The following is a 21,445-nucleotide window of genomic DNA, read 5'->3' as shown; positions in this document are numbered from 1 at the left end:
AAAGTACCTGTCTCAAGAGCTGCGTGCTTTTTCATGCATCCAGTCCGCATGCTTTGGTGCACGTTTGGTTTTGGACCACTCTTCCAGCATTTCCCATTTCACGGCATCAAGCTTCTTGTTCATCTCGGGCGTCCCGATGTTCACGGCCAGTTCGATGCGATGCCCGCTGGGATCAAAGAAATAGATCGACTTGAACAGGGTGTGATCTGTCGGTCCCAGAACATTGATTCCGTCCGCTTCCAGCTTGGCTTTTACGGACATCATCTCGTCCATCGTCGCAACACTCAGCGCCAGATGCTGCACCCATTCCGGGGTGTTGGGATCACGGCCCATCGGGGGGGAATTGGGAATTTCAAAGAACGCAAGAATGCTGCCTTTTCCCGCATCAAGGAAGATATGCATATAGGGGTCTTTTGCCTTGGTCGAGGGAACCTCGTCTTCAGCAATAGCAAGAATGAAATCCATATTCAGGTACTTTCCGTACCACTCGACCGTTTCCTTGGCATCCTTACAGCGATAAGCAACGTGATGTATCTGTTCGATTTTCATCTTCAACCTCATAAGCATGAGGCCATACGGAGATCCCGTACAACCGATTTGTAGTGTATCAATACAATCAGGCCAGAGCGACCAGACTAGGGTGGCCAGTCCAGAACGACTCTGGCGAACTGCACAAACCCGCAGTTAAGACATTCAAGATTAGTTGCAAATGAAACTAATTCAAGAAATTTTATAAAAATTAATCCTGTAAAATAATAATACCTTCTCTATATTTAAATTTTATTCTTATTAATCAGCAAGATAATGAAGATAAAAAATTACCGGAAAATTTATTTGCCAATTTGTTTCATATGAAACTATTATGATTAAACGGCCAACTATGGATTACAGCAGACAAAATCCACTGGCCTGATAAAGAGCGATGCTCACACGCAGAATTGGCCAGTACAAACAAAACAGTACAAACAGGCCACCGCCGCACAGGAAGGCTATTAATCCATGAAACGTTTTCTACTCGCCGCCGCCGCAACACTGGCAACATCTCTCGTAACATCTTTGGCAACAGCCACATTAACCCCGGCCCTTGCAGAAACCATCGAGCTCAAGCTCAGCCACTTTCTTCCTGCATCACACCCGACCCATACAGATTTTCTGGAACCCTGGGCCAGGGAGCTGGAAGAGCAAACCAACGGACAGGTGCAGGTCACAATCTTCCCCGCCGGATCTGCCTTTGGTCATGTAGCCAAGCAATATGACCAGGTTCGGGCCGGTGTCGTTGATATTTCCCACGGCCTTACCGGTTTCCCCCGCGGTCGTCTGCCGCGCACCCTGATTATGGATCTGCCTTTCCTGACAAAGTCAGCAGATGCAGCTTCCCGTGCATTGTGGGACCTCTATCCTGAATATCTGGCCGAGGAATACGTCGGCCTCAAGGTTCTAGCACTCCACGCCCACAATCCCGGCCTGATCCACAGCCGCGGCAAACAGATTAAGACCATGGCCGACCTGGAAGGCCTGCGCTTGCGTACTCCAAGCCTGGCGACTTCCATGATGCTCGAACAGCTCAATGCCACGCCTGTCGGCCTGCCTCCGACCCAGGTTTATGAGAACCTGCAAAAGGGTGTTATCGACGGAAACCTCTTTCCTTATGACGGTGTACACGGCTTCAAGCTTGCCGAAGTTCTCGACTACCATCTCGATGCCAAGGCCTATACCACGAGCTTCTACTTCGTCATGAATGAAAAGAAATATGAGGCCCTGCCTGAAGACATTCGCGCTGCCATCGATGCCATCAGCGGCGACACTCTGGTCGCGAAGTTCGGCCCTTGGTGGAACAAATGGGATGAGCCCGGCATTGCAGACGTGAAGGCCAAAGGAAATCCCGTTTTGGCTCTTTCTGACAGCGAACGTGCTGAATGGCGTACAGCTCTTCAACCGACGACGGACAAATACCTCAAAGACATCGAAGAGTCCGGTGTGGCAAACGCCCGTGAGATCTATGATGCCGCCGTAAAAACCATCGCCAAGTATGAATGACCCAGTTCCCCGGTTGATTGTCGTCGTCACGATCAACCGGGTTCTTCTATAAATTAACAGGCCAGAGCAACAGACCAGAACAACAGGCAAAGCATGATCGAACAGTCTCACAAAATTCTTGGCTGCGTGACAAAGTACACCGCCGGACTTGCCATGCTTTTCCTGCTTGGAGCAATGTTGGTCACCACAGCGGATGTCATTTTGCGCAAGCTTGACGGGGCCGGAATCTATGGCACGATTGATCTGATCCAGCTGATGGTTCTTTCAGCCGCCTATCTCTCTATTCCCCAGACTTTTATGAGCGGGAGCCATGTGGCGGTCTCGATCATCACCGACCGCCTGTCTCAGCGTCCTGCCGCCCTGTTCCAGTTGATCGGCGCTCTGCTCAGTTGCTGCTTTATGTTTGCCATCGTGATTTTTTCCTTTGCCCAGGCAAAAATGCAACATGAATACGGTGACATCTCCATGACCCTGGGCCTTCCCATGATCTATTACTGGGTCCCCCTTGTCATCGGATCAGCTCTTTCAGTTCTGGTCGCACTTCATCTGGGCATTACCAGCTTCTATAGCCTCATCACCCGACGGGATGTCCTGTCCCGGTACAAACAATAGGGGCCTAGAACCATGTCTCCGGAAATAATCGGCCTTCTCTCCTTTGCTGTTTTGCTCGGCCTTATTGCTTTTCGCATTCCGATTGCCATTGCCATGGGAATGGTTGGTGCCGTTGGCGGGTTGATCATCAATGGCTATGATTCCGTTGCCTTTATCATGGGCTCGATCCCTTTTGAGTCTGTCTTCCCCTATTCGCTTTCTGTCATTCCATTGTTTATTCTGATGGGGGCTTTTTCGGCCAGGGCCGGCTTGTCCCGCGCGCTCTATGACGGTGTTCACGCTTTTATCGGCCACTACCGGGGCGGGCTTGCCATGGCAACCGTCGGTGCCTGCGCAGCCTTCGGGGCCATCTGTGGATCATCCCTGGCAACAGCCGCGACCATGTGCCGGGTTGCTATGCCGGAAATGCGCCGCCGCAACTATGACGATGGCCTCGCCAGCGCCACCATTGCTGCTGGCGGCACACTGGGAGTGCTGATTCCCCCCAGTGTTATCATGATTATCTATGCCATTCTGACCGAACAGTCGATCGGGCGACTTTTTGCTGCCGCCCTGATCCCCGGCCTCCTGGCCACAGCTCTCTACATGCTCGCCATCTGGATCAAGACCGCCAGAAATCCCGAACTCGGCCCGGCTGACACCCGCGTGGAATGGCCCGAACGTTTCTCGGCTCTCTTCAGTGTCTGGCCCGTGATTCTCCTGTTCGGCGTTGTCATCGGTGGGATCTATGCAGGCTGGTTTTCTCCAACAGAGGCAGCTGCTATCGGCGCTATCGGTGCTTTTCTTCTTGCTCTTGCCAAGCGCCAGCTCAATCTGCGCAGCTTCTGGGAAAGCCTGAACGAAACGGCGAACACCACAGGGATGATTTTTCTCATTCTCGTCGGCACGGCAGTGTTCAACTATTTCATTGAAACCACAGGCCTGCCCCAGGCGCTGGTATCTTTTGTCACGGAACTGGGCTGGGACCGCTATCTGGTCCTGATTCTGCTGGTTATCTTTTACATAATTCTCGGTTGTTTCATGGATGCACTTTCCATGATCCTCCTCACCCTGCCGTTCATCTATCCCCTGATCACTTCGCTCGGCTTCGATCCAATCTGGTTTGGGGTGATTATGGTGTCCGTGGTTGAAGTTGGCCTGATCACACCGCCCGTAGGTATGAACCTCTTTATCATCATGGCGGGTACGCCCGGCCTGACCCTGCAGACAATCAGCCGGGGCGTCGTGGCTTTTCTTTTTGCCGATGTCGCCCGCCTCGCCCTGCTCATCCTCTTTCCGGCGCTCTCACTCTGGCTGCCATCCCTGCTTATGGATTAAGCCGGATGCAGACAGGACAATTCGAACACAAGACCAAGATCAACGACACCAACAACAGGCCTGTAACATATGACCCCGAGTAACCACGAGATCGAGAGCCTCAATCTCAAGGACTTCTTCCCCTACGAAGTCCGGATCTTTTACCGGGCCATCAGTCAGTCTGTGGCCACGATCTACACCCGCGCCTACGGGTTGACCGTCTACCAGTGGCGGGTCATGGTCGTTCTGGGAAACTATCCCCCGCTTTCCGCCAGCGAAGTCGTCGATCACTCCAGTCTGGACAAGGTACAGGTCAGCCGGGCGATCAAGGGGTTGCTCAAGGCCGGATACCTGGAACGGGGCGTCAGCAGCGCAGACAAACGCCGGGTTAATCTTTTCCTGACCCGGGAAGGGCGGCAGGTGTTGAGTGAACTGATCCCCCAAGTCAGAGCCAGGGAGCAGGAAATTCTGGCCGGGCTCTCCCCCGAAGAAGAACGTCTCTTGCGATCCCTGATGGCACGGGTTCGTAAAAATGCCGAAGACTGCCTGAGCACAGAACCTTTTACCTCCCTTTGAAAGTCCGGAAAGTCTGACCATGGACCTCTATACCTACTGGCGCTCGACAGCTGCCTACAGGGTACGTATTGCCTTCAACCTCAAAAACCTCCCTTACCAGAGCACACCGCTTCATCTTGTGAGGGATGGCGGGCAACAGTTGGCGGCAGATTATCAACAGATCAATCCGCAAAAGCTGGTTCCTGCCCTGCGTCTTGAAACAGGAGAAATCCTGACCCAGTCTCTGGCAATTATCGAGTATCTGGAAGAACTCTACCCCGATCCCGCCCTTTTGCCTGCCACAGCCCTTGAGCGCGCCCATGTCCGCGCTCTGGCTCAGAATATTGCCTGTGACATCCACCCTCTGAACAATCTGCGGGTCATAAAATACCTCACAGGACCTTGTGGCTTTTCGCAGGAACAGCAGACTCAGTGGTATCGTCACTGGATTGATGAAGGCTTCGTTGCCCTTGAAGCAACTCTGTCCCAAAGCTCTTCTTCTGGAAACTTCTGCCATGGCGACACTCCAGGTCTGGCAGATTGCTGCCTCGTCCCCCAGATCTATAACGCCCGGCGTTTCTCCATTCCGCTCGAGAATTACCCGACCCTCTGCCGCATCGAGAAAAACTGTCTGGCGCTGACAGCCTTTGACAAGGCCCGTCCGGAAAACCAGCCGGATGCTGAAGCTGTCTGTTAATTGAGGCCCCTCTCTTTTTTACAAAACAGGCAGGGTGACAGCTTCCGGCTTTGATCCTGCCTCTTCCTCCAGCTGCCCGGATTCAGACTGCATCAGGGTTGTCCGGTGGCAATCCAGCACCAGTTCATCTCTCTTGCGAAAACAGAAGTGCTGAAAGGTGACGATCTCCCGGTCCGGACGACTGCGCGATGACCTGACATGAAGGATACGGGTCATAAAACTCAAAGTGTCTCCGATCTCTACCGGTGCATGATAGTGCACATCGTCGATTGAAAGATTTCCAATCAAACCTTCCATTGTCAGATCGTAGACCGAGACACCCAGCGTCAGGCTCAAAGTATACATGCCGTTGACCAGCACACCGGAGAAACCACTTTCCCGAGCCTTCTCTACATTGATATGCAGCGGCTGAGGGTTCCAGGTTAAAGAGCAAAAGAGACTGTGATCCCCTTCATTGACGGTTTTGGTAAAGCGGTGGCGAATCTCCATGCCTGTTACAAATTTCATAATAACCATTCTCCTGATTGACAATTATTACGGTTTTATATTATTAATATATACACGCATTAGTTGCAATTCATATTTATGGAGGATGCTATGCAGCTTATAGACTGGCCAATCTGCCCCCACTACAGCCGGGCATTTTTTAAAAGCAGACTTGTTGCACTGGAAAACGAAATCAAAGCCCTGGGCCTCTCCGTGGAAATATCTACGGATTTTGACCACTACCAGGACATCTCCAATGCCATGCCCGATACCAAATATGTCAATCCGGCCTTTGATCCGGCCCTGAATACACTGACGCCCGAACGCTGCTTCTGGATCAATGTCTATCTTCAGCAGCCGGATAACTGTGTCAGCTATATCTCGGCCAAGCTGCTGCCCTATACCAGCTTGCGCGAGTCCCTCGAGAACCTGCGTTTCTGGTATGAACAGGGAAAAATCCCCGACGGGACAGCCATCCGGGAACTCTCGGTTGATCCGGAAAGGGCTGTCCGCGGAAAATTGTCCTACAGCGGACGCCTCTATACCCGACCGGACTGGCGCCGCAAGGGCCTCAGCCGGATACTGCCACACCTGACCCGCAGCCTGATCCTCAGCCGTTTTGATGTGGATTATCACTTCGGAGTGATGAATCATATCCTGCACGAAAAAGGGCAAAACCGGCACTACGGCTTTGCCCATATCGAAAAATGGCTTCATCTTGACTTCAGGTATCGCCAGGAAGTTCCCGTGGACCTGCGCCTTTATGTCCTCTACATGTCACGCCACAACATCCTGGAAGAAATCAGGGCCGCCGGATCGCCTCCCGCGCTTGCCGCGACGCACAGAAAAACTGAACAGGCCCTGTCCTTCGTGACCTGAACCTTAAACAGGCTTCAGCAGCACCACGCTTTTCCTGAGGATATAAAGCATCAGTCCTGCCAGAAATATCATCGGGAAAGCTGCAACAACCACCGCAGCCCAGTCAAAAGTAGAAATGAGAACACCAGAGCCAAAAGAAGCCAGCGTGGCCACAAGGGCGACCAAGGTATCATTAAGCCCCTGGACAACCGACCTCTCTTCTGGTGCGAGGTTCTCTGACAACATGTTTGTTGCTCCGATAAAGCCGAAATTCCATCCCAGGCCGAGTAAAATCAGGGAGAGATAAAAATGCTCCAGTTCGATCCCGGCCAGGGCAATTGCTCCTGAAACGGCCAGCAGAACAAGACCGAGGAAAACCACCCGTGACGAACCAAAGCGCGAAACAAGACTTCCCGTAAAAAAACTGGGCGCAAACATGGCAACCACATGCCAGCGGATCACGTCGCTTGCCTGTGTTTCGCTAAAGCCGCAAAGTGTCATGGCCAGCGGGGTTGGTGCCATCAAGAGAACCATGACACCAAATGAAATCGCCGCACAGAAAATTGCCGTATAGACAGGCTGGCGGCGCAAAATCGAACTTGCTGCTATTTTTTCCTGAACGAAATCAGTCTTTGCCGTCGCTGACGTCGGGATCACAAGAGCCAGAACAGGCAAACAACCGACCAGAGAGATCAGCGAGATTGCCCCGTAAGCACCGGCAAAGGGAATGGGATCAAAATAGTCTTTACTGAAAACAAAAATTTCCGGGCCAATGATGGCCGCAATCAAACCTGAGCCCAGCGTGAAGGAAATTGCCGTTGGCCGCCACTGTTCGGCAACCACCTCGGCTGCGGCAAAGCGAAAGAAACCAAAACAGCTCAGCGCCGCCCCTAACAGCCCATGGGCCAGACAGAGCAGAGAGAAACTTGTATAAAACAGGCTGTAAAGACCCAATATGCCGCCAAGGCCAGCCATAACAGCCCCCAACACAAAGCCTTTTTTCCGACCGTGTTTCCCCATGAATATCGACAGGGGCATCGCCGAAAGCATCCCCGCCAACAGCTGTAACGAAACGGGCAGGATCGCCAGTTCAGCTCTCGGCGCCAGCATCACCCCGGCAAGTCCGCCCAGAATGATCAGCATGGGCATCGGTGCCCCCAGCACCGCATTACCCAATAGAATCAAAGAAAAATTTATCTTTTGCTGACGGTTGCCAATTGAAGCTGTCATCACGTTGCCTTTGGAAAAAATTATCTTCTGGCTACTCTAGTCAAATTGGTACTTGGCAAAAATGTAATTTTGACATCAAATATTGCCAAATCGATACCCCATATAACGCAGTGAATTTTTATATGACAAAACCTCCCCGACAACGACAGATCGATGTTCTGGTTTTTGACCAGGTCAACCTGCTTGATATCAGCGGCCCGGTGCAGGCCTTTCACAGCGCGGTTTCATCAACTGGCAATGCCTACAACCACCGCTTTATCAGCCCCGATGGCAAAAATGTACAAACATCCTGTGGTCTGGAAATTGTTGCAAGCGGATCACTAAAAAAACAACCCAAACCTGCCGACCTTCTGATCCCGGGAGGAGAAGGCATTGACGCCCTCCTTGAGAACAGGGATCTATGTGACTGCCTTCAGAATTTCACCTTGCAACAAAGTGACCAGCGCCTGATCTCTGTCTGCTCCGGCGCCCTGCTGCTGGCCGAAGCTGGTGTCCTTGACGGCAAACGTGCAACAACCCACTGGTCCCGCGCCCGGATGGTAAAAGACCGCTATCCCGATGTGTTATGGGAGCTCGACACCATCTATACAAAATCGGGGCAGATCTACACTTCTGCTGGTGTCTCAACCGGTATTGATCTGGCCCTCTCGATCATTGAGGAAGATCACGGCACGGGTCTCTCGCTCGGCGTGGCCCAGGAACTGGTGGTCTATCTTCGACGCAATGGTGGACAACAGCAGTTCTCGCACCTGCTACAGGCACAGATTCAGATCGAACCGCCGCTGATGAAGCTGCTGGACAAGATCTCAAACAATCCGGCCCACAACTGGACACTGGCTGAACTGGCAAGGGAAGCAAAAATGTCTCCCCGCACCATGGATCGCAAATTCAACCGGTCCCTCGGCGTTTCTCCCGTCCAGTTTGTTGAACTGACCCGGCTCGATCAGGCCAGAACCCTGCTCGCCCGGGGCGTTTCGCTGAAACAGGTCGCCAACCTCTGCGGTTTTGGTGACCTCCAGAAAATGCGCCGCTGTTTTTCACGCCATATGGGCGTTACAACGACCGAGTACCTGCAGCACTTCGGCCCGATATGATCAAAAAAAGGGCGTGGAGAATACTCCACGGCAAGGATTGATCAAAAAAAGGGCGTGGAGAAAACTCCACGGCAAGGGTTGATCAAAAAAAGGGCGTGGAGAAAACTCCACGCCCGGCAAGTGCGACAGGGAAGATAAAGGGTCTCTTTCAGCTAAAGCAGCTTACTTGAGGTGATCCTTTATCAGCAGTTCAGCAATCTGAACCGCATTAAGGGCCGCGCCCTTACGCAGGTTGTCCGCGACAACCCACAAACATAAACCATTATCAACAGTAGGATCGGCACGAATACGGCTGACGAAGGTGGCATCTTCACCCGCAGCTTCCTGCGGTGTGACATAGCCCTCGTCCTGGCGGTGATCAATGACCGTAATGCCCGGTGTGTCTTTCAGGGCCTTGCGCGCCTGCTCAACCGTCACTTCCTTTTCGAACTCGATCGAAACAGCTTCAGCATGACCAATGAAAACAGGTACGCGGACACAGGTTGCTGTGACCTTGATTTTCGGATCGAGAATTTTCTTGGTCTCGACCATCATCTTCCATTCTTCCTTGGTATAACCATCATCCATGAAGACATCGATGTGCGGGATCACGTTGAAAGCAATCTGCTTGGTAAAACATTCTTTCTTGATCGGATCATTTACGAAGATGCCCCGTGTCTGGTTGAACAGCTCGTCCATCGCGTCTTTACCCGCACCGGAAACCGCCTGATAGGTTGATACCACCACACGCTTGACCACACCCAGTTCATGCAGGGGCTTGAGCACATGTACCATCTGGATGGTCGAGCAGTTCGGGTTGGCAATGATATTGCGCTTCTTGTAACCCGCCAGTGCTTCAGGGTTTACTTCCGGTACGATCAACGGCACATCCGGATCCATGCGGAAATGGGATGTATTGTCGATAACCACAGCACCTGCCGCGGCTGCCTTGGGAGAGTACTCGGCTGAAACCGAGCCTCCTGGTGAGGAGAGCACAATGTCGATGCCCTTGAAGTCAAAGGTCGCCAGATTCTGTACTGTCAGTTCCCCTACTTCGCCGTAAGACACCTTGGTGCCAGTAGAACGGCTGGATGCCAGAACGGTGATGTCCTTGATATCAAAGCCACGCTCGGAAAGCGTTGTCAGGATTTCACGACCGACGGCGCCTGTTGCGCCCATAACTGCAATCTTGTGACCCATTGCCTAACCTATACTCTTTCAGTTGCTGGCCCCCTTTCGGGAGCGTTTAAATTTCATATCCCTAACCACCGGATGGTGGTTGCGAAGCCCTAAAGAAAAAGGGCCGCCCCTCAATGGGACGGCCCTTAAATCAGCCTTTATTCCCGAGAGGATCTACCTGCAGCCGCCCATCTTCACCTTCATGGTGGTGACAGGGGTGGTGGTAATGGTGGTCCAGGTGGTTGTCACGGTTACAACTGGACGCGCAGCAGCAAACGCACGGCGAAGAGATTTCGCTGTGTTTGCGGCGCGCGGGGCCAGATATGAACCGGAATTAGACATACAACCTGTTCCACTCGGGGTTAATTCGGAGGCTACCCTAATCAGCTTTTTTCAGAGGGTCAACCGCGAAATAAGCCTTTCTACGGATTCGCCCAGAACTATCCAATTGTATCGGGACAAGTCTTTCTCTGGAAATCCGGGTTCCTCAGAAATTTGACACCTCCTGACAGGCTGTGCTCACATCTGCAGGCGCAAGAACTGTCCCATTGATACGAAGTTCCTGAGCCCCACTTTGAGTGAGGTTTGCCGCCATCCATTTTGAACGACCACAGGCAGTCGCCGTATCCGTCGTCCTGATATCAGCCTGGATATCACTGACATCACCCATAATCCAGAAACCGGCATTTTGTGCATTGCTGATCTGAACATTATCAAATTCGATATTTTCAACATCACGCATCATCCGCATCAACTGGATACCTATGATATCAACATTGCTGATTTCAATATTGTTAAAACTTGAATCCCTGATTTCCTGAAGCATCATACCGCTGTTTGATGCATTAGTTATCTTCAGGTTATCAAAGGTATAGTTTTTGTTTTCTGTCGAACCGACAATGATCGTTCCATCACTGGAAAAGCCGCTTATATTTACGCCACTATAATTACCAAGCTTGTTCATCGCACCAAGATTGGTGAGAGCGGAATTGTGGTAGGAAACATCAGCTGAAACAATAAAAGCTGCGCCATCAGCACCCGTTTTATCAATATCTACGTTATCAAAAGATGCATCGTGGAGATAATGATGCACCATACCTTCTTTTCTCGTCCGCGAGATTGTCGAGTTCGTAACCTTCAGATCCCGAACATTATTAGACAGTATTCCGGTTCCAAGATAGTCAGCGTGATACCCCTCCACCTCAACGCCAGTAGAGCTGATAATCCGCAACCCTACACCGATTACAGTATTGTTGGGATTGGCATTGGAAAAACCATCCGCGTTGTCAAAATCCAGATTTGAAACATCCAGCCTGGAAATTTTCAAATTGGCACCGTCTTCAAAATTGACACCAGCTTCACGCGTGGCACTAATCTGAATATCACTAAGGGTTACGTTGCTTTTACCACTGGAGTGAACCCCGTGGGAGCCTCCGGAAATTGCCATTCCTGACAGGGATGAATTATCATTCATAGCAAATACATGCTTCGTTGCATCCGTTCCATGAACACTTGTATTACCAAAATTCATCACCCGCCCGGTCGTCGGATGCTTTACCCTGAAATTGCCCCTGACTCTCTGTCCTGCTTGTAAGTTAATCGTATCATCGATGTTAAGAACTTGCCCCTTACCGTTAACAAAAGTCACTTTTGCCGCTTCAGCCGTTTCGATTCCCGCTTTCAGCTCACTTCCGGTTTGACCTTCAATAACATTCAGATTAACCAAAGCCTGCCCCGTTTCCATATCAATCGCGGGCATCTCCTCGCCAAAGGACCCTGCCTGCGCAACGACATCAACATCCCGGACAACTGTTTCGGTCATTCTTTTCTCTAACCGCGAAAGCCTGGATTGGCCACGGGCAATATCCGGCTGAAGAGGAATACGGAATTTCAGACCAACAAAGCCTTGGCGTCCGCGGGGGGTATCGTGTTGCATCTCCGCATTCAAACTGATTCTGCTTCCTTCAATAAAAATATCATTCATTCGATACTCTGCCCTGAAACGAGGCCCGGTGACATTATCCACCCCCTCTTCCCAAAAATGGTATCCACCAAGGTAGACACGCATTTCATCCGATTTATCCGGCATCAGGGATAATACAGGCAGGGTATGGCCAACCTCACCGTCAAAGCCCTTCAAAGCTCTTTCCTGCCCCTCTTGCACTGTGATCGAGCTGCCATTGAGCTGAACACTGTCGAACTTGCTTGAACTTTTGATTGTATCCCCAAATGGCAAATAACCGTTCACCCGCAAGTCGAGGTTTTCGGTTAGAGCTTCTGCCCCAAAGGTCATCTGGTTAAAGTCGTTTCCTTCGGGTGAATGTCGTCGGTCATAGAAGCCATACCCACCAACAAGCCAGTCTTCATTGACTATTCGTCGATAGCCCAAGCCCACATTTGCTTCTCGGGACTGGTTATTATCAAGCTTCCCTCTTAGGTCGAGGAACACCATACTGTCCTCGTCCTGAAACAGAGGCACAAATAAAGTACTTTCCCCGATATGCCGGTCAGTTCCGTACTTCCCTTCCACTTCTATGTGTGCCCCCCATTTATCGGTGGTCACATTTTGTTCCTTTTTCACTTCTTCAGCTGACAAAGAAATTGTTGTGAAAGGTAAAGACGCGGTAATCCCCAGAAACAGGGCAACATGAGAGGCCCCTCTTTGTAACAGATGTTTAGCAGGCATTTTACAAACTCTTTTTTGATGATTATTCGATAATGATTCTCATTATCATTAAAATGTTATACTGATCAAAAATGTAAAATGCCAGAGAGAAGCCGTTAATTATTTGAAAAGATTATATTTACAAAGAACATCATCATTTTTCAGATACAAAAGAGGGGCGGCAAAATTAATTGCCGCCCCTCTTTTGTAAAAAACCAGGAAAGTCTCTGCAGTTACCCTCAGGCGGCCTGTTCGTCCAGGGCCCGCAGCAGGGCATCGCCCATGCCTTTGGTTGAAACCGCTTCACAGCCTGCCGCCATAATATCCCCGGTACGCTTGCCCGAAGCGAGAACCTTGTCCACACCCTTTTCAATCAGGTCAGCTTCGTCGCCCATATCAAAGGAATAGCGCAGCGCCATGGCAAACGACAGCAACGTCGCCAAAGGGTTGGCCTTGTTCTGTCCTGAAATGTCAGGGGCAGAACCGTGGACCGGCTCATACATTGCCTTGCGGCGGCCTGTTACATCCGTCGCCCCGAGGGAGGCTGATGGCAGCATGCCCAGAGATCCGGTCAACATCGCCGCTGTATCAGACAGCATATCCCCGAACAGGTTGTCGGTCAGAATCACATCGAACTGCTTCGGTGCCCGGACCAGCTGCATGGAACAGTTATCCGCATACATGTGCGAAAGCTCGATATCATCAAAGCCTTCGCCGTGCATCTTGGTCACTTCCTCGCGCCACAACAGGCCTGATTCCATCACGTTAGCTTTTTCCACTGAACAAACCCGGCTGCCCCGCTTGCGTGCCAGATCAAAGGCAACTTCGGTTACACGACGGATTTCCGACGTTGTATAGACCTGGGTATTGATTCCGCGACGTTCGCCGTTTGGCAGAGTTTCAATGCCCCGGGGCTCACCGAAATAGACACCTCCGGTCAACTCGCGGACGATCATGATATCCAGGCCAGCAATCAGTTCCGGCTTGAGGGAAGAAGCTGCAACCAGCGCGTCGAAACAAAGAGCCGGACGCAGGTTGGCAAACAGTTCCATTTCCTTGCGCAGACGCAAGAGACCTCGTTCTGGTTTGATCGAAAAATCGAGGTTGTCCCATTTTGGACCACCCACGGCACCAAGCAGAACGGCATCAGCTTCCTGTGCCTGATCCATTGTCTCATCCGCCAGCGGTACGCCGTGCTTGTCGATGGCAGCCCCACCAACGAGATCTTCCGTCACGTCGAAACTGACCGCCCGACGTTTGTCCATCCAGTCGACAACACGACGGACTTCACCCATGACTTCAGGGCCGATCCCGTCACCGGGGAGAATCAACAAATTTTTGTTAGATGCCATATCTCGTCTTCTTCCGAACTATTCCACAAACAAGAGCGAATCAGTCTCCGCTCTCAAATTAATACCATCTTAGTTTCGTGCCACGGTCCCGCTATCCATAATCACTCAACAGGGACCAAAAAGCGAAGAGGACCTGCAGGCCCTCTTCATATTGTCAACAACATGACTGCTATTACAGCCAGGGCTGGGTCGCCTTGCGCTTGGCTTCGAACTGATCAATGTGTTCAGCTTTTTCGAACGTCAGGCCAATGTCATCCAGACCGTTTAGCAGACAGTGTTTGCGATGCGCATCCACTTCGAACGTGATCGTTCCGCCATCCGGGCCTTTGATTTCCTGGCTTTCCAGATCAACCGAGACAACAGCATTGGAGCCACGACGGGCATCGTCCATCAGCATGTCGACCTGTTCCTGCGGCAAGGCAATCGGCAGAATGCCGTTCTTGAAGCAGTTGTTGTAGAAGATATCGGCAAAGCTTGGTGCGATAACACAACGAATGCCCTGATCCAGCAGTGCCCAGGGTGCGTGCTCACGTGATGAACCACAGCCGAAATTATCCCCGGTCACAAGAATTTTGGCATCCTTGTAGGCTGGTTCATCCAGAACAAAATCTTTCGGATTGCCCTGCTCGTCCGTGCGCAGTTCATAAAACAGGCCTGCTTTCAGACCGGTACGTTTTACGGTCTTGAGGAACTGTTTCGGGATAATCATATCCGTGTCGATATTCACCAGCGGCAGCGGCGCTGCCACAGAAGTGAGTGAGGTAAACTTTTCCATATCTCTGTCTTCCCTTCGCTTCAGCGCTTATTCGTAATCACGGACATCAACAAGATGTCCTGCAATTGCTGCTGCAGCAGCCATGGCCGGGCTCAGGAGGTGCGTACGCCCCCCGCGACCCTGACGGCCTTCGAAGTTACGGTTGGAGGTAGAAGCACAGCGTTCGCCCGGAGACAGGCGGTCGGCGTTCATCGCCAGACACATGGAACAACCAGGCTCGCGCCAGTCAAACCCGGCAGCAGTAAAGATCTCGTCCAGACCTTCTTCCTCCGCCTGCAGCTTGACCAGTCCGGATCCCGGAACGATCATCGCATAGACACTCTCGGCAACCTTGCGACCCTTGGCAATCCGCGCGACTTCACGCAGATCTTCAATCCGGCCATTGGTACAGGAGCCGATAAAGACCTTGTCGATAGTGATATCCTGAACCCGCTGCCCGGCTTTTAGCCCCATATAGTCAAGCGACCGTTCGATCGCAGACTTCTTGTTCGCGTCACGTCCGTCTGACGGTGCAGGAACAAAAGCGGAAATACCAACCACATCTTCCGGTGAAGTGCCCCAAGTTACCTGGGGTTCGATATCGGCAGCCTTGACTATGATTTCCTTGTCATATTTCGCGCCAGCATCAGACGGCAAGGTTTTCCAGTAGGCAACAGCCTGTTCCCAGTTTCCGGCTTTCGGCGCCAGAGGGCGACCCTTGATGTACTCAAAGGTTGTCTCGTCCGGTGCAATCAGTCCGGCACGTGCACCCGCTTCGATTGACATGTTACAGATGGTCATCCGGCCTTCCATGGAAAGCTTGCGCATGGCTTCCCCGGCATACTCGATAACATAGCCGGTTCCACCAGCAGTTCCGATCACACCAATGATATGCAGGATCATGTCTTTTGCCGTCACACCCGGCAACAGATCGCCCTCAACAGTAATCCGCATGTTCTTGGCGGGTTTCTGGATCAGGGTCTGGGTCGCGAGTACGTGCTCAACCTCGGATGTTCCGATACCAAAAGCCAGTGAGCCAAAAGCGCCATGCGTAGCTGTATGACTGTCACCACAAACAATTGTCATACCCGGCAGAGTAAAGCCCTGCTCGGGGCCGATGATGTGCACCACGCCCTGACGAATGTCGTTCATGCCGAACAGCTGAACACCGAATTCTTCGCAGTTGCGAGAAAGTGTTTCAACCTGGATACGACTTTCCTCGTCGGCAATGCCCTGGGCCCGGCCGGAGGTCGGAACGTTATGATCAGGAACCGCGAGGGTGTTTTCCGGGCGACGCACTTTGCGTCCGGTCATCCGGAGTCCTTCAAACGCCTGGGGACTGGTCACTTCGTGGACCAGATGGCGGTCAATATACAACAGGCAGGTACCGTCATCCTGACGGTGGACAACATGATTATCCCAGATCTTGTCGAAAAGGGTGCGCGGGTTACTCATCCTAACTCAATCCTCGTTTTTTTCAGCGGCTGTTCCCCACCTCTTCGGTTCTGCCAGATGCAGCAACCTCAAACAGCGGCCAACTACCATACTACAAGTTCGCGCGGAGCATAGCGCTTCCGCATTGCGGCGAAAAGCCTTTTAGAACGAATAATTCCATTTTTCGCACTCTGACGACAAGAAAATTACGCCGAGTCCGGTCATCACATTTTTATTCCTGCGCAATCATCCTCGAATGACATCTGAGAACCTGCGATGAAGGCACAAGATTTCTGTTCAGAAACGAAACAGAATCAAAATGATAGTGAAGCAATCACAGAATATCCCATTTTAGCCACAGGATTGTTACCAGACGATCACTCACAAAATCGCCCTGTTCTGCGCATAGTATCGCTAAAAACATCCGCCATACATGATCAAGACCTAAATACTCACTTGGCGCAGCTACAAGATATTTTCGCTACAAGATATTTTCAAGGAGCCCCCATGACTCGCCCTTTCCGTCGAGCCTCTCTTATCCTCGTCATAGCTGCAGGCTTTCTTGTTGCCGGAATCTCTTCTTTTGAAGCCCTGCTGGCGCCTGGTGCCGAACTTCTGCCCCACTGGACTGCAGTCGATGCCGAGAACGATGAAACCATCTCCCACAAAAGCTGGACAGGCTTTCTCGAAAAATATCGGGAAAGCCATTATGATGGGATTGCCCGCCTGGCCTATCATCGTGTCACCGGCGATGATCAACAGAAACTGGCAAGTTACATTAGCAAACTTCAGGCAATGCCCGTCAGCACCCTAAACCGGGATGAACAGTTTGCTTTCTGGGTCAATCTCTACAACGCCGTGACCGTTCAGCTGATACTCCAGCACCAGCCTGTCGAGAGCATCAAGGAAATCAACATCTCTCCCGGTATTTTTTCTTCCGGCCCCTGGGAAAAGAAACTGCTGCGCATTGAAGGCGAAAAGCTGTCTCTCAATGACATTGAACATGGAATCCTGCGCCCGATCTGGAAGGACCCTCGCATCCACTATGTGCTCAACTGCGCATCACTGGGTTGCCCTGATATTCCGGCAAAGGCACTGGAAAGCAGCACAGATCTGGACGAACAGCTGAACCTGGCCGCCCGGCAGTTCATCGACCATCCCCGCGCCGTTAGCATCTCCAAAGACAATGACGCGGTTATTTCCAGTATTTATGTCTGGTTTAAAGAAGATTTTGGTCAGAGTGATGCCGCCATTCTCGAACATCTGCGCAACTATGCTTCTGACGAAAAACGTGATCAGTTGATGAAGGTACGCGACCTGACAGATCACCGCTATGACTGGAAGCTCAACAGTGTCCCCGTGGTCACAACCGCCTCAACAGACTCCTGATTAAACTGTCCGAATAAGAGGGACACAGGCTGCAAACACAAAAAGGGCGCCCGAAAAGGCACCCTTTTTGATTCAGACCGCTTTTCCCGCGAAGGGAATTAAGCCTTGGCAGCTGCCTTGATAGCGGCTTTTTCAGCGCGATCAGTTGCAGCAGCTTTACCAGCAGCACCGGTGGTTTTTTCTGCGATACGTGCAGACTTACCACGACGGCCACGCAGGTAGTAAAGCTTGGCGCGACGCACATCACCGCGGCGAACCAGCTCAATGGAGTCCAGACGCGGGCTGTAAAGCGGGAAAATACGCTCGACGCCTTCACCGTAGGAGATTTTACGGACTGTGAAAGAAGAGTTCAGGCCAGCGTTCTTGCGGGCGATACAGACACCTTCAAAGGCCTGGATACGCTCACGGGTACCTTCAACAACTTTAACATTCACACGGATGGTGTCACCAGCGGAGAACTCTGGGTTGCTCTTGCCTTCGACAAGTTTGGCAACCTGATCAGCTTCCAGCTTCTCGATTACGTTCATGTTTCTATCCTCTACCATTCTTTCGGGGCCACAGACCCGTATAGGTTAAAACGGACCTAACGGCCCAGCTTGGTATCGTTACGTTTGACCAGGTACTCGGCCCATAAATCCGGGCGTCTTTCCCTGGTGATTTCTTCCGCCTGTTCCTGGCGCCACTGTTTTATCTTCTCGTGGTGACCCGAGGTCAGAACCTCTGGCACCTGACGCCCCTGCCATTCTGCAGGACGCGTGTAGAGCGGATATTCCAGCAACCCAAGTTCAAACGATTCCTCGTCTGCGGATTCCCTGTTACCCATAACCCCCGGCAACAAACGAATAACGGCATCCATCAGGATCAGCGCCGCCGGTTCGCCACCGGAAAGGATGTAATCTCCAACCGAAACCTCTATCACCTCGCGAGCCTCGAGGACCCGCTGATCAATCCCTTCGTAACGCCCGCAAAGGAGAGTTACCCCGGGTCCTGCCGCCAGCTCCTTGACCAGATCCTGATCGAGCAGCCGTCCGCGCGGCGAGAGATAGATTACCGGACCGCCATTGTCGGCCACGGAATTTAGCGCTGCATCGACAACATCTGGACGCATCACCAACCCGGCACCACCCCCGAAAGGGATAGCATCAACAGTCCGGTGTTTATCATCCGCAAAATCGCGAATGTCCACCTTTTCCAGCTCCCACGTGCCTTTTTCAAGCGCCCGTCCTGCCAGGGACAACCCCAGCGAACCCGGAAACATATCCGGGTGAAGCGTTAGAACTGTTGCTTTCCAGCTTGCTGCCACTTTATCCAACATCCTGTCTAGCAACCCGGTTTGAAAAACTGACTTCCAGACCTTTCAGCCTGTTACTCAGCCTTCCCGACCCAGGACAACTTCAGGCAACGCAACAACAATGCGACGCCCTTCGAGGTCCACAACCGGAACGGTGCTTTCTGTAAAGCTGACCATTTCCGGCCGTCCGCCTGCGCTGGTGAATTCGAGAATATCTCCCGCTCCAAAATTGAAAACACCTTTTACAGTGCCCAGAACCTCACCTTGGGGGTTCTCGACCTGCAGGCCAACAAGATCAGAGTAGTAATATTCGCCATCCTCATTCAGCTTGGGCAGAAGATCACGGTTCACATACAATTTTGTTCCCCGCATCTCCTGGGCGCGATCACGATCGGTCACCCCCTTGAGCTGCGTCAGAACAGTACCCTTGGCCTGTCCGGTAATCTTGATATCGAAAGAGTTTCCGAAATCATCACTCACCGGGCCATAAGACGCCACATCAACCGGATTTTCCGTATAGCTTTTGATCTTCACCTGGCCACGCACACCGTGCGCACCAGCGATCACACCTACACAAATCCAGTTGTCACGGTCCAAAGCCATGGGACAAGGTATCCTCAAAATTACTCGGCTGCAGATTCTTCAGAAGCAGCAGCGGCAGCTTCAGCAGCGGCTTCAGCAGCCTGGCGTTTCTCTTCCAGACGCTCTTTGGCTTTCGCCTTCATCTGGCTTTTCTTGGTCTGCTCAGGAATAGAGCGTTTCTCGACCAGGCCGAGATCACCAAGGAAACGTGCAACACGATCCGTTGGCTGAGCACCGGTAGAGAGCCAATGTTTTGCACGTTCTTCGCGCAGAACAAGACGCTCAGGATGATCCTTTGGCACCATTGGATTGTAAGCGCCGATCTTTTCGATAAAGCGACCGTCACGTGGAGCACGAGCATCCGCTACTACGATCGAGTAGTATGGACGCTTCTTGGCGCCGCCGCGGGCGAGGCGAATTTTAACAGCCATTTCAGTTCCTCTTGTTATAACTAAACTTGGTACTCTAGATTTTCAGAAGTATTCTGTTCGGGTCGCTCCCTTATTTAGGGAAGCCCCCCATTCCAGGAGGCATAAGGTTTTGCAACCCGCCCCGCATCATGCCCTTTTTGCCCATCTTCTGGACTTTCTTCATCATGCGGGCCGCTTCCTGGTGTTGCTTCAGAAGCTTGTTTACCTCCTGGACCGAAGTCCCGGAACCACCGGCAATGCGGGTACGCCGCTTTGCTTTGATGACTTCCGGCTTTTCCCGTTCCAGAGGGGTCATTGATGAAAGAATTGCCAATTGACGCTTGATGATACTGTCATCGAGCTTGGCATCTTTCAGTTTCTTCATCTGCCCGGCATTCATGCCCGGCAACATGTTCATCAGACTGGACAGTCCGCCCATCTTCTGCATTTGCTTGAGCTGGCTTCCCAGATCGTTCAGATCAAATTTGCCCTTCTGGATCTTGGCGGCGAGCTTTTCAGCTTCCTCCAGCTCAAAATTCTCGGATGCCTTCTCGACCAGCGACACGATATCGCCCATGCCGAGAATACGCGAGGCCACACGGGAAGGATGGAAATCCTCCAGCTCGTCCAGCTTCTCACCCACACCCATCAGCTTGATCGGACAACCGGTCACCGCACGCATGGACAGGGTCGCACCACCGCGTGCATCACCATCCATCCGGGTCATCACAATCCCGGTCAGACCAACCTTCTGATTAAAGGTATCCGCAACATTTACCGCATCCTGCCCGGTCATGGCATCGGCGACCAACAGCGTTTCTGCTGGTTTTGCCGCATCCCGAACAGCTGCAACTTCGGCCATCAGTTCTTCGTCAATCGCCAGGCGACCGGCGGTATCGAGCATGACGACATCAAAACCTTCCAGCGCAGCGGTCTGGACCGCGCGCTTGGCGATGGCAACAGGCTGTTCGCCGGGAACGATATTCAGGGTCCGGACAGCAATCTGCTCCCCCAGAACCCGCAACTGCTCCTGCGCAGCCGGACGGCGAACGTCCAGAGAAGCCATCAGAACTTTCTTGCGTTCTTTTTCGGTCAGGCGCTTGGAGATCTTGGCTGTCGAGGTGGTTTTACCCGAGCCCTGCAAACCGACCATCATGATCACGGCTGGCGGTGTCACCTGCAGGTTCAAACCAACATGATCCGCACCAAGCATGGCAGACAGTTGATCATTAACGATCTTGATCACCATCTGGCCCGGCGTAACCGACTTCAGAACATTCTGTCCAACGGCCTCAACCTTGACCTTCTCGACAAAATCTTTAACCACAGGAAGGGCCACGTCAGCTTCAAGCAGGGCAACACGGACCTCACGCAGCGCAGCTGTTACATCAGCTTCGCTCAGCGCACCGCGGCGTTTCAGCTTGTCAAAGACGGAACCAAGACGTTCCTGAAGGCTATCAAACATATGTTTCTCTTACTCTCTTTTACTGCTCTGGCCAGAGGAAAATCCTCTGACAAAAATCAGTAAAACACAGACCAAATGCA

General features: G+C 52.0%; 22 protein-coding genes. 8 read left to right on the top strand and 14 right to left on the bottom strand.

The window, feature by feature from the left end:
- Window positions 1–12: 12 nt before the first annotated feature.
- Window positions 13–549 (bottom strand): VOC family protein, encoded by a 537-nt coding sequence (locus B152_RS0113620; RefSeq protein WP_020592982.1) that lies wholly within the window; start codon window positions 547–549, stop codon window positions 13–15.
- A gap of 450 nt (window positions 550–999) precedes the next feature.
- Between B152_RS0113620 and B152_RS0113615 the strand changes: the two genes are divergently transcribed.
- The 5 genes from B152_RS0113615 (at window position 1,000) to maiA (ending at window position 5,197) form a co-directional block, all read left to right on the top strand.
- Window positions 1,000–2,037, top strand: coding sequence for a TRAP transporter substrate-binding protein (locus tag B152_RS0113615; RefSeq protein WP_020592981.1), 1,038 nt, complete (start codon window positions 1,000–1,002; stop codon window positions 2,035–2,037).
- A gap of 93 nt (window positions 2,038–2,130) precedes the next feature.
- Window positions 2,131–2,649: a TRAP transporter small permease gene (locus B152_RS0113610; RefSeq protein ID WP_020592980.1), complete on the top strand. Its 519-nt coding sequence runs from the start codon at window positions 2,131–2,133 to the stop codon at window positions 2,647–2,649.
- Between the two features lie 12 nt (window positions 2,650–2,661).
- Window positions 2,662–3,966: a TRAP transporter large permease gene (locus B152_RS0113605; RefSeq protein WP_020592979.1), complete on the top strand. Its 1,305-nt coding sequence runs from the start codon at window positions 2,662–2,664 to the stop codon at window positions 3,964–3,966.
- A 69-nt stretch (window positions 3,967–4,035) separates the two neighbouring features.
- Complete coding sequence (locus B152_RS23755; protein ID WP_020592978.1) at window positions 4,036–4,521, top strand: MarR family winged helix-turn-helix transcriptional regulator; 486 nt, start codon at window positions 4,036–4,038, stop codon at window positions 4,519–4,521.
- 19 nt (window positions 4,522–4,540) lie between these two features.
- Complete coding sequence (gene maiA / locus B152_RS0113595; protein ID WP_020592977.1) at window positions 4,541–5,197, top strand: maleylacetoacetate isomerase; 657 nt, start codon at window positions 4,541–4,543, stop codon at window positions 5,195–5,197.
- An 18-nt stretch (window positions 5,198–5,215) separates the two neighbouring features.
- On the opposite strand, the gene B152_RS23750 is transcribed toward maiA, so the two are convergent.
- Window positions 5,216–5,704, bottom strand: a complete 489-nt coding sequence (locus B152_RS23750) for a MaoC family dehydratase (protein ID WP_020592976.1) — start codon at window positions 5,702–5,704, stop codon at window positions 5,216–5,218.
- A gap of 90 nt (window positions 5,705–5,794) precedes the next feature.
- Here B152_RS23750 and B152_RS0113585 point away from each other — a divergent pair, with 90 nt between their 5' ends.
- Complete coding sequence (locus tag B152_RS0113585; protein WP_020592975.1) at window positions 5,795–6,562, top strand: hypothetical protein; 768 nt, start codon at window positions 5,795–5,797, stop codon at window positions 6,560–6,562.
- Between the two features lie 3 nt (window positions 6,563–6,565).
- On the opposite strand, the gene B152_RS0113580 is transcribed toward B152_RS0113585, so the two are convergent.
- Window positions 6,566–7,771 (bottom strand): MFS transporter, encoded by a 1,206-nt coding sequence (locus tag B152_RS0113580; RefSeq protein WP_020592974.1) that lies wholly within the window; start codon window positions 7,769–7,771, stop codon window positions 6,566–6,568.
- A 122-nt stretch (window positions 7,772–7,893) separates the two neighbouring features.
- On the opposite strand from B152_RS0113580, the gene B152_RS0113575 reads away from it, so the two are divergent.
- Window positions 7,894–8,865, top strand: coding sequence for a GlxA family transcriptional regulator (locus B152_RS0113575; protein WP_020592973.1), 972 nt, complete (start codon window positions 7,894–7,896; stop codon window positions 8,863–8,865).
- 162 nt (window positions 8,866–9,027) lie between these two features.
- Here the strand turns inward: B152_RS0113575 and B152_RS0113570 are convergent, their stop codons facing one another.
- From B152_RS0113570 to leuC, 6 genes are all read right to left on the bottom strand, one after another.
- Complete coding sequence (locus B152_RS0113570; protein WP_020592972.1) at window positions 9,028–10,044, bottom strand: aspartate-semialdehyde dehydrogenase; 1,017 nt, start codon at window positions 10,042–10,044, stop codon at window positions 9,028–9,030.
- A gap of 153 nt (window positions 10,045–10,197) precedes the next feature.
- Window positions 10,198–10,365, bottom strand: coding sequence for a hypothetical protein (locus B152_RS26040; protein WP_157231087.1), 168 nt, complete (start codon window positions 10,363–10,365; stop codon window positions 10,198–10,200).
- 145 nt (window positions 10,366–10,510) lie between these two features.
- Window positions 10,511–12,709, bottom strand: a complete 2,199-nt coding sequence (locus B152_RS25440) for an inverse autotransporter beta domain-containing protein (RefSeq protein ID WP_020592970.1) — start codon at window positions 12,707–12,709, stop codon at window positions 10,511–10,513.
- 218 nt (window positions 12,710–12,927) lie between these two features.
- A complete protein-coding gene (gene leuB / locus B152_RS0113555) occupies window positions 12,928–14,040 on the bottom strand; it encodes a 3-isopropylmalate dehydrogenase (protein WP_020592969.1) in 1,113 nt (370 codons plus the stop codon).
- A 172-nt stretch (window positions 14,041–14,212) separates the two neighbouring features.
- Complete coding sequence (gene leuD, locus B152_RS0113550) at window positions 14,213–14,815, bottom strand: 3-isopropylmalate dehydratase small subunit (protein WP_020592968.1); 603 nt, start codon at window positions 14,813–14,815, stop codon at window positions 14,213–14,215.
- A 27-nt stretch (window positions 14,816–14,842) separates the two neighbouring features.
- Window positions 14,843–16,249: a 3-isopropylmalate dehydratase large subunit gene (gene leuC, locus B152_RS0113545; protein ID WP_020592967.1), complete on the bottom strand. Its 1,407-nt coding sequence runs from the start codon at window positions 16,247–16,249 to the stop codon at window positions 14,843–14,845.
- A 486-nt stretch (window positions 16,250–16,735) separates the two neighbouring features.
- Here leuC and B152_RS0113540 point away from each other — a divergent pair, with 486 nt between their 5' ends.
- Entirely contained in the window at window positions 16,736–17,617 is an 882-nt protein-coding gene (locus B152_RS0113540; protein WP_020592966.1) for a DUF547 domain-containing protein, read from the top strand.
- Window positions 17,618–17,715: 98 nt separating this feature from the next.
- Here the strand turns inward: B152_RS0113540 and rplS are convergent, their stop codons facing one another.
- From rplS to ffh, 5 genes are all read right to left on the bottom strand, one after another.
- Window positions 17,716–18,144, bottom strand: coding sequence for a 50S ribosomal protein L19 (rplS, locus tag B152_RS0113535; RefSeq protein ID WP_020592965.1), 429 nt, complete (start codon window positions 18,142–18,144; stop codon window positions 17,716–17,718).
- 56 nt (window positions 18,145–18,200) lie between these two features.
- On the bottom strand, window positions 18,201–18,932 hold the full coding sequence (gene trmD / locus B152_RS0113530; RefSeq protein WP_020592964.1) for a tRNA (guanosine(37)-N1)-methyltransferase TrmD: 732 nt from the start codon (window positions 18,930–18,932) through the stop codon (window positions 18,201–18,203).
- Window positions 18,933–18,986: 54 nt separating this feature from the next.
- Window positions 18,987–19,511: a ribosome maturation factor RimM gene (gene rimM, locus B152_RS0113525; RefSeq protein ID WP_020592963.1), complete on the bottom strand. Its 525-nt coding sequence runs from the start codon at window positions 19,509–19,511 to the stop codon at window positions 18,987–18,989.
- Window positions 19,512–19,531: 20 nt separating this feature from the next.
- Complete coding sequence (rpsP, locus tag B152_RS0113520; RefSeq protein ID WP_020592962.1) at window positions 19,532–19,921, bottom strand: 30S ribosomal protein S16; 390 nt, start codon at window positions 19,919–19,921, stop codon at window positions 19,532–19,534.
- A 70-nt stretch (window positions 19,922–19,991) separates the two neighbouring features.
- Entirely contained in the window at window positions 19,992–21,365 is a 1,374-nt protein-coding gene (ffh, locus tag B152_RS0113515) for a signal recognition particle protein (RefSeq protein WP_020592961.1), read from the bottom strand.
- Window positions 21,366–21,445 lie beyond the last annotated feature (80 nt).

The sequence above is a fragment of the Kiloniella laminariae DSM 19542 genome, assembly GCF_000374005.1.
GTDB lineage: Bacteria > Pseudomonadota > Alphaproteobacteria > Kiloniellales > Kiloniellaceae > Kiloniella > Kiloniella laminariae.
This window is presented reverse-complemented; position numbering and strand designations above follow the sequence as displayed.

Bases quoted from the DNA above. Each gene is read 5' to 3' on its own strand.
- B152_RS0113620 (WP_020592982.1), bottom strand. From the start codon at position 549: ATGAAAATCGAACAGATACATCACGTTGCTTATCGCTGTAAGGATGCC.
- B152_RS0113615 (WP_020592981.1), top strand. From the start codon at position 1,000: ATGAAACGTTTTCTACTCGCCGCCGCCGCAACACTGGCAACATCTCTC.
- B152_RS0113610 (WP_020592980.1), top strand. From the start codon at position 2,131: ATGATCGAACAGTCTCACAAAATTCTTGGCTGCGTGACAAAGTACACC.
- B152_RS0113605 (WP_020592979.1), top strand. From the start codon at position 2,662: ATGTCTCCGGAAATAATCGGCCTTCTCTCCTTTGCTGTTTTGCTCGGC.
- B152_RS23755 (WP_020592978.1), top strand. From the start codon at position 4,036: ATGACCCCGAGTAACCACGAGATCGAGAGCCTCAATCTCAAGGACTTC.
- maiA (WP_020592977.1), top strand. From the start codon at position 4,541: ATGGACCTCTATACCTACTGGCGCTCGACAGCTGCCTACAGGGTACGT.
- B152_RS23750 (WP_020592976.1), bottom strand. From the start codon at position 5,704: ATGAAATTTGTAACAGGCATGGAGATTCGCCACCGCTTTACCAAAACC.
- B152_RS0113585 (WP_020592975.1), top strand. From the start codon at position 5,795: ATGCAGCTTATAGACTGGCCAATCTGCCCCCACTACAGCCGGGCATTT.
- B152_RS0113580 (WP_020592974.1), bottom strand. From the start codon at position 7,771: ATGACAGCTTCAATTGGCAACCGTCAGCAAAAGATAAATTTTTCTTTG.
- B152_RS0113575 (WP_020592973.1), top strand. From the start codon at position 7,894: ATGACAAAACCTCCCCGACAACGACAGATCGATGTTCTGGTTTTTGAC.
- B152_RS0113570 (WP_020592972.1), bottom strand. From the start codon at position 10,044: ATGGGTCACAAGATTGCAGTTATGGGCGCAACAGGCGCCGTCGGTCGT.
- B152_RS26040 (WP_157231087.1), bottom strand. From the start codon at position 10,365: ATGTCTAATTCCGGTTCATATCTGGCCCCGCGCGCCGCAAACACAGCG.
- B152_RS25440 (WP_020592970.1), bottom strand. From the start codon at position 12,709: ATGCCTGCTAAACATCTGTTACAAAGAGGGGCCTCTCATGTTGCCCTG.
- leuB (WP_020592969.1), bottom strand. From the start codon at position 14,040: ATGGCATCTAACAAAAATTTGTTGATTCTCCCCGGTGACGGGATCGGC.
- leuD (WP_020592968.1), bottom strand. From the start codon at position 14,815: ATGGAAAAGTTTACCTCACTCACTTCTGTGGCAGCGCCGCTGCCGCTG.
- leuC (WP_020592967.1), bottom strand. From the start codon at position 16,249: ATGAGTAACCCGCGCACCCTTTTCGACAAGATCTGGGATAATCATGTT.
- B152_RS0113540 (WP_020592966.1), top strand. From the start codon at position 16,736: ATGACTCGCCCTTTCCGTCGAGCCTCTCTTATCCTCGTCATAGCTGCA.
- rplS (WP_020592965.1), bottom strand. From the start codon at position 18,144: ATGAACGTAATCGAGAAGCTGGAAGCTGATCAGGTTGCCAAACTTGTC.
- trmD (WP_020592964.1), bottom strand. From the start codon at position 18,932: ATGTTGGATAAAGTGGCAGCAAGCTGGAAAGCAACAGTTCTAACGCTT.
- rimM (WP_020592963.1), bottom strand. From the start codon at position 19,511: ATGGCTTTGGACCGTGACAACTGGATTTGTGTAGGTGTGATCGCTGGT.
- rpsP (WP_020592962.1), bottom strand. From the start codon at position 19,921: ATGGCTGTTAAAATTCGCCTCGCCCGCGGCGGCGCCAAGAAGCGTCCA.
- ffh (WP_020592961.1), bottom strand. From the start codon at position 21,365: ATGTTTGATAGCCTTCAGGAACGTCTTGGTTCCGTCTTTGACAAGCTG.